Source organism: Microvirga aerophila (assembly GCF_003332305.1).
Lineage (GTDB): Bacteria > Pseudomonadota > Alphaproteobacteria > Rhizobiales > Beijerinckiaceae > Microvirga > Microvirga aerophila.
Genome location: NZ_QOIO01000122.1, coordinates 1 through 5737, shown reverse-complemented (window position 1 = coordinate 5737; position 5737 = coordinate 1). Strand labels below are relative to the sequence as shown.

The 5737-nt window shown below is 59.0% G+C and carries 9 protein-coding genes; 4 read left to right on the top strand and 5 right to left on the bottom strand.

Translation table 11 applies throughout. The annotated features are described in order from the left end of the window. Positions 1–133 precede the first annotated feature (133 nt). Positions 134–823 (top strand): site-2 protease family protein, encoded by a 690-nt coding sequence (locus DRB19_RS28615; protein ID WP_245439895.1) that lies wholly within the window; start codon positions 134–136, stop codon positions 821–823. A gap of 70 nt (positions 824–893) precedes the next feature. Here the strand turns inward: DRB19_RS28615 and DRB19_RS28610 are convergent, their stop codons facing one another. The 5 genes from DRB19_RS28610 to DRB19_RS28595 all read right to left on the bottom strand — a co-directional run bounded on the left by DRB19_RS28610 (position 894) and on the right by DRB19_RS28595 (position 3254). Continuing rightward, positions 894–1529, bottom strand: a complete 636-nt coding sequence (locus DRB19_RS28610) for an SGNH/GDSL hydrolase family protein (RefSeq protein ID WP_114189352.1) — start codon at positions 1527–1529, stop codon at positions 894–896. After that, positions 1526–1882 carry a response regulator gene (locus DRB19_RS28605; protein WP_162815942.1) on the bottom strand — a complete coding sequence of 119 codons (357 nt, stop codon included), beginning with the start codon at positions 1880–1882 and terminating at the stop codon, positions 1526–1528. Before DRB19_RS28605 ends, DRB19_RS28610 begins: the two co-directional genes overlap by 4 nt. A 342-nt stretch (positions 1883–2224) precedes the next feature. Continuing rightward, on the bottom strand, positions 2225–2362 hold the full coding sequence (locus DRB19_RS30485) for a hypothetical protein (protein ID WP_162815941.1): 138 nt from the start codon (positions 2360–2362) through the stop codon (positions 2225–2227). A gap of 112 nt (positions 2363–2474) precedes the next feature. Continuing rightward, positions 2475–2858 carry a PRC-barrel domain-containing protein gene (locus DRB19_RS28600; protein WP_114189350.1) on the bottom strand — a complete coding sequence of 128 codons (384 nt, stop codon included), beginning with the start codon at positions 2856–2858 and terminating at the stop codon, positions 2475–2477. A gap of 147 nt (positions 2859–3005) precedes the next feature. Further along, positions 3006–3254 carry a hypothetical protein gene (locus DRB19_RS28595; protein WP_114189349.1) on the bottom strand — a complete coding sequence of 83 codons (249 nt, stop codon included), beginning with the start codon at positions 3252–3254 and terminating at the stop codon, positions 3006–3008. Between the two features lie 1191 nt (positions 3255–4445). On the opposite strand from DRB19_RS28595, the gene DRB19_RS28585 reads away from it, so the two are divergent. The 3 genes from DRB19_RS28585 to DRB19_RS30910 all read left to right on the top strand — a co-directional run. Beyond that, positions 4446–5180, top strand: coding sequence for a sigma-70 family RNA polymerase sigma factor (locus DRB19_RS28585; protein WP_114189347.1), 735 nt, complete (start codon positions 4446–4448; stop codon positions 5178–5180). A 36-nt stretch (positions 5181–5216) separates the two neighbouring features. Next, positions 5217–5522 (top strand): SWIB/MDM2 domain-containing protein, encoded by a 306-nt coding sequence (locus DRB19_RS28580; protein WP_114189346.1) that lies wholly within the window; start codon positions 5217–5219, stop codon positions 5520–5522. Continuing rightward, positions 5519–5737 (top strand): hypothetical protein (locus tag DRB19_RS30910; RefSeq protein WP_210207559.1); only part of this gene is annotated, 219 nt, incomplete at its 3' end. The genes DRB19_RS28580 and DRB19_RS30910, both read left to right, overlap by 4 nt.

Sequence of the window (5737 nt, the reverse complement as noted above, 5' to 3'; positions counted from 1 at the left end):
CTGTTCGGCAGCCATTCTGGCCGCAATCAGGCAGAAACTCCACTGATCCCACTGTCTAAATTTCCCGAGCCAGCTCTGACGAATTCGGTCGCGCCTCATTGATCACCGACTGGCGCAACAATGAGGATTTCTGGTGGACCTTTTTGCTACGATATACTCCGCGTCCACTTGGATTGTCCCCATCCTTATCGCTATCACTTTCCATGAAGCGGCCCATGCCCTTGCCGCGTGGAAGCTAGGAGACGATACAGCGCACCGACTTGGCCGTGTCACCTTCAATCCCCTGAAGCATGTGGACCCTTTTGGAACGATCCTGCTTCCTGCCCTGCTCTTCCTGACCAAGGCACCCTTCCTGTTCGGGTGGGCAAAACCCGTCCCCGTGGCATTTGGGCGTTTGGGCAATCCGCGCCGTGACATGGCGCTTGTGGCTCTCGCTGGACCGCTGACGAATGTGGTGCTCGCCCTCATATCAGCGGTTCTCCTCAGAGTTGTCCCGCTGTTGCCAGGGACAGTTGCGCCCTGGCTAGTCCAGACACTCTATCAGTCCATCCTGCTGAACCTGATCCTGGCGATCTTCAACATGTTCCCTTTGCCGCCCTTAGATGGAGGTCGTGTTGCCCTAAGCGTTCTGCCCAAGGCACTGGCGAAGCCCTTTGCAAAGCTGGAGCGTTACGGCTTCCTCATTCTGCTAGGAATCATCTTCCTTCTGCCGATGCTAGGCAGGCAGTTCGGAGCTGACCTGAACGTCTTTCGATGGGCTGTTGCCATTCCGCTCCAGTGGCTAACACCATTCTTCTTGGCAGTCGCAGGGGTAGCGCAGTAGAGCCTTTGGACCTTCTTCAACTGGAGGGAGGGCGAGCGAGAAGGTTCGCTAGGGCGAATGTGCGAAACGTTCAGTGGGCGAACACCTGCGATCTTGGAAAGATCGTGTTACCCGCTACCACCTGAGCGATCACGGACGCAATCTTCTCTCCGCCCTTGGCGGACGGCTCAATAGGATTGGCATAGTCGTCCGGTCCATTGCAGATTAGGCGAAGATCAATGAGCGGCAGCCTTCGAGAAAATGCCTCGCGGCTGATGACATCATTGAACAGCGATAATCCGGCTAGGATGAGGCGTTGCTCCCGAGGGTCAGGAAAGCGCGCATCGTAAATGGTGCAGAGCGAAACCGGCAGCCGGTGCGGCATGATGGCCTCCAGCATCATGTGATAATCACGGGCGAACTGTTCCCGCACGTCGGCAAGCCGTCCCGTAGCCTCAGCAACGGACCGGACAGCCTCTCTCAGGATACCGACGCTCCGGAGCCCATCATTCCCACCGACACTGACAATCAAGTGAGAGGCCCCAGCCGGTACGGTCCGAAGCTGACGCTCCACGTCGCGGGTGACCGCGCCATCGATAGCACAAAGGGTTGCCTGCCAATCCTGTGGGAGTTTTGTTCTGACCTGCTTCACCACATCCGGTTCCCCAGGCCGAACATAGGCCGCGTTATCGAAGATGCTGTCACCCAACAAGACTACGTGGCTCATCCCGCTCTTCCGATCAATCGATCCAATGCTGGGGCGAGATGGCTCAACAAGTATGGTTTTGCGATGAACTCGCTGCCCTCTGGTACAGGACCGGATGAGGGGTCCGAATGTCCCGACATCATCACAACCGCAATAGTGGGCCAGCGCTTTCGAACCAACCCAGCCAATTCAAACCCATCGATATTTCCTGGCACATGAGCATCCGTGACAAGCCCCTGCACGTCAGAGCGCTGCTCAAGACTTGTCATAGCTTCATCCGTGTCTGTTGCCTCGACCACGGCAAAGCCTGCGTCCTGGAGATGATGGGCAATGGCCTTCCGCTCAGTGGTTTCCTCCTCCACCAGGACAATCACCGGACGTTTTTGTGATCTAGACGAAGGCATAGCTGGCTCCGATAAGGAATTGCGACCACAAACCACCTGTGTATGCTGTCCTCGGGAATAGCATTCTCGTGCTTTAAGACCGCGCAGCGACAACTTGGCTGAATAGCTCTAGTTCCAGAGCCGCCAGTTAATGCACCGCAGCTACCTACTTGATAACGCGCAAGCTGGAGCAACAGCGGGTTACCAGCCACAACGACCATTGCGAGTTCGCGCGCAATGGGCAGCAGGGGACGGTGGGGAGCGGTGCCAGCTAATGAGCGATCCGGCCCCGGAAGACCGCGAACCGCCCGAAGGCGGCCTCTCTCATTCTATCTAACCGTGACGGGTGGCGTAGCGCCGCTTCTTGGCGAGGTTCTTCTGTCCTTCGAGCGTCTTGGCTGGGGCAACGACCTGTTTCCAGCGAACCGTATGCTTCTTCCACGACGGTCTCATGCGAGCTTTACCAGCCATAGTTTTCTCCCGTTCATCAGGTGAAGCATGAGACCATATCTGGTTGAAAACTGCGAGGCAGTATAATTCGTCCTAAGGATAGCCTCAGCTTCCCCGTCTGATGGTCGGCTCCTCACCAACCCCAGTAGGGTGGCACCTTCCAATGGTCGTGGATGTCCTCCTCACGCCTCCGATCCCACCACACTCTCTCATCACCCGAGAACACGGGAGCACCCGTTAGCTGCTCCTGGGTGATGTCGGTTCGATAGCCGCCAAGCTGGGTGTCGTACGTGAGCTTCTCCCACGGGATCGTATGGGTATGGCTGCCAATCCCAAGAAAGCCGCCAAAGCTCATCACCGCGTAGACCACCCGCCCGCTCACCTTCTCGATGACGAGGTGATGGATCGTGCCAATGCGCTTGCTGTGTGGGTCGTAGACGGGCGTGCCTTCAACCCGATTGCTCTCGATCAGAGGATGGGAAGCAGTCGTGTCAGGTGTTGCTGCTGCTTGGGTCATGATCAACCCTCCTGCGCAGACAAAGACTGCCAAATCAACCGGACCGACATCAGACGAGTTCCGCCCCTATGTCGGCCCCTGACCTTGCGCCACCCTAACCTTCTGGTCAGTGCCTGAGGTCAGGGTCACGAACCCTGGCAGTGACAGTCAAGCTATAGTGAAGCTCGACCAGACGCTGGTGGCTTCGCGCTCTTGCCGATGCCGAGCTTCGAGTTGGTCGGAGAAGCGCTGCTTCAAAGTGTCAGGGCCGGATACCTGAAAGAGTGCGTCACGTTTGGTTCGGTAGCGGGTCTCGACGGTAGCGAGCGCCGCCAGAGCCGCTAAGATGTCTGAGGTCAGATCATCCGGGCAAACCTGCTCCCGTGCCGCTGTGTCGCCCGTTTTGGACTGTAGCATCAGAAGCCTCCTCACGTCGCGTCGCTGGACGATTTTATGCTCAGCAGCGCCTTGTGCAAAACTGCTTTCTCGCAGCGTATCATGGTCATCGGGCTCTTCGATGATCAGGCGCAGAGTTCAGCCCCGACCGCACCTTACCAATTGACTTCTATCCTGCCGGTTTTGCTTGACGGAAGATCGTGAGGAGAGGACGATTCTGCTGCTGCTCAGCAGCAGTACGCTGATCCCAAAGCGACCGGCGCAGCTTGTGAAAGGAGGTTCAGCATGGAACCACCTTGCAACCTGGCCGCGATGATCGCTGCGGCATCCGGACGGGCCACAGCGTAGCGGCTTCCACGAGCGGCAGACCGGGAGCGGCCTCAGGAGCCGCATCAGCAAGGCATGGCTCCACCTAGCCTCTCCCGGCCTTGTACGGCGTGATGCCAAAGCAGCAGGAGGAGAATGATGTTCGCCAGCATTCCTTCTCGCGCTCACGGAGTTACCGGAGTTATGATTGTTTGGGGCATGGCCTGCGTCGCTGTCACGCTCGCAGCCGTCATGTTCATCACAGCGTTTCCTGCGCACTGATCCCCTCGCTGTAAACCGGCTGAGGTAGGGGCTGAACTGATGGAAGGTCGCGATGCTTCGCTCCAGCATGACGTGGGTGCTGTTCCTGTTCGCTGTTTTGCTGCTCGCTTGCGCTCCTGGGCCGATGCGTGCGCAGCCTCGGGCTGATGTGGCTCTGATGCTGTCAGGAGACATGCCGTCTGCCATGAACCAACGTCAGCCAAACGTCAAACGGCAGGGCTCTGGCGAAGCCTTCCAACTACCGCGTGGTCGGTTCTAAGGGGTGTCCGCCTGCGGGTGAAGTACCAGATCGCCACAGCGGCCACTATCACCAGCACGATCATCCACCACCAGTCAGCGATCCCGCCCGCAGGCGTTGCCGCCGCGTCCTCGGTGGCGTACCCGGAGCGGTGGTCCGTGCGAGAGCCCGCGAAGATGAGGTTACCAGAGAACCGAGGCCCGCGAGGATTCTAGAAGAAACGTGACCCTGCGGCGGAAGCTGAGGGGAGCCGGTTCAGCAACAATTCCTCGGCGCATGTTGTACAACCCTCCACCGCCTGAGGAGCCACGATTGTGTGGTGCTTTTCCTGGCCGGTCGAGCGGCACAGGTATATGCTGCTGCGGTAGCCAAGGTGGAGCCAAGCCATGGCACGAAGCGCTTGTTCACACAGCCATTCTGCCCCTCAAAGCAAGGCCCTGTCCGATCCCGCCTGGATCAGGCGGGCGCGGTTACGGCACATTCATCCCCTCACGCATGAGCGGCAGACGGCCCTCATCGAGACGGCTCGTGCCGCCCGCCGCTGGGAGCCGTCGCCCCGGCTCAGCCGGGTTGAGCCGGCCCTGCGTGACCAGATGCTCGGTCAACTCCCCAACCTGAGAGCGTTTGCCCTCTCGCTCACCAACAACCCCACCTGGGCCGATGATCTGGTGCAGGACACCATCGTACGGGCCTGGGCCAACATCGCCCGCTTTGAGCGGGGCACCAATCTTGGTGCATGGCTCTTCACGATCCTGCGCAACCTCTTCTACTCGGAGTACCGCAAGCGCAGACATGAGGTCGAGGATCCGGAAGGAGCATATTGCGAACACCTGACAGCCCTGCCTGAGCAAGAATCTGCTCTTGACTTCGCCGCCCTGCGGCGGGCGCTGGTTCAACTGCCGCCCGAGCAACGTGAGGCTGTGATTCTGGTGGGAGCCGAAGGGCGGTCCTATGAAGATGCAGCGGGCCTCTGCGAGGTAGCGGTTGGGACGATCAAGAGCCGTGTGAACCGGGCGCGGACGCATCTGGCCATGCTGTTGCAGATGAAGGACCGTCATGATCTTGATCCCGACCGTCTGCTCCAGGCGGCGCTGCAAAAGCCTGCCGGGATGGTTCGATAGCAGAACGTATCTCAATCAGCGTCCCTGAGGATCATAATGGTAACCTCAAACGACAAACCAGAGCAGGAAAAACCAGCCAAGGGCGCGTCGCTAGAACCGGCTTCCGGCTTCTTGAAGCCGTTGCAGCCGTCGAAGGAACTGGCCGCCGTTGTTGGCTCAACCCCTTTGCCGCGCCCTGAGGTGGTGAGCAAGGTGTGGGAGTACATCAAGAAGCACAAACTTCAGAACCCGCAGAACAAGCGTGAGATCATGGCTAATGAGAAGCTTCAGGCGGTGTTCGGCGGCAGGAACAAGGTGAGCATGTTCGAGATGAACAAGTACCTCGCCCAGCATCTCAAATGACTTCCCTGGAGCAGCGAGCGACGCCAGCCTTCATCGGGGTCGCACTGAATGATGAATCACTCGTGGGCCGCTCGTCTCAACGCAGCGGCTTGCAGGCGGTCGCGGAGTGCGGCTTGGCGCAGGTAACGGGCAGCAAATCTGAGACGGGCAGCCTGATCGGCTCGATCCTGATCAGTCAGCCGCTTGACCTTACGCTCAAGCCTCACAACGGCACG

Coding starts and splice junctions, on each gene's coding strand:
- DRB19_RS28610 (WP_114189352.1), bottom strand. CDS start 1,529: ATGAGCCACGTAGTCTTGTTGGGTGACAGCATCTTCGATAACGCGGCC.
- DRB19_RS30485 (WP_162815941.1), bottom strand. CDS start 2,362: ATGGCTGGTAAAGCTCGCATGAGACCGTCGTGGAAGAAGCATACGGTT.
- DRB19_RS28600 (WP_114189350.1), bottom strand. CDS start 2,858: ATGACCCAAGCAGCAGCAACACCTGACACGACTGCTTCCCATCCTCTG.
- DRB19_RS28595 (WP_114189349.1), bottom strand. CDS start 3,254: ATGCTACAGTCCAAAACGGGCGACACAGCGGCACGGGAGCAGGTTTGC.
- DRB19_RS28585 (WP_114189347.1), top strand. CDS start 4,446: ATGGCACGAAGCGCTTGTTCACACAGCCATTCTGCCCCTCAAAGCAAG.
- DRB19_RS28580 (WP_114189346.1), top strand. CDS start 5,217: ATGGTAACCTCAAACGACAAACCAGAGCAGGAAAAACCAGCCAAGGGC.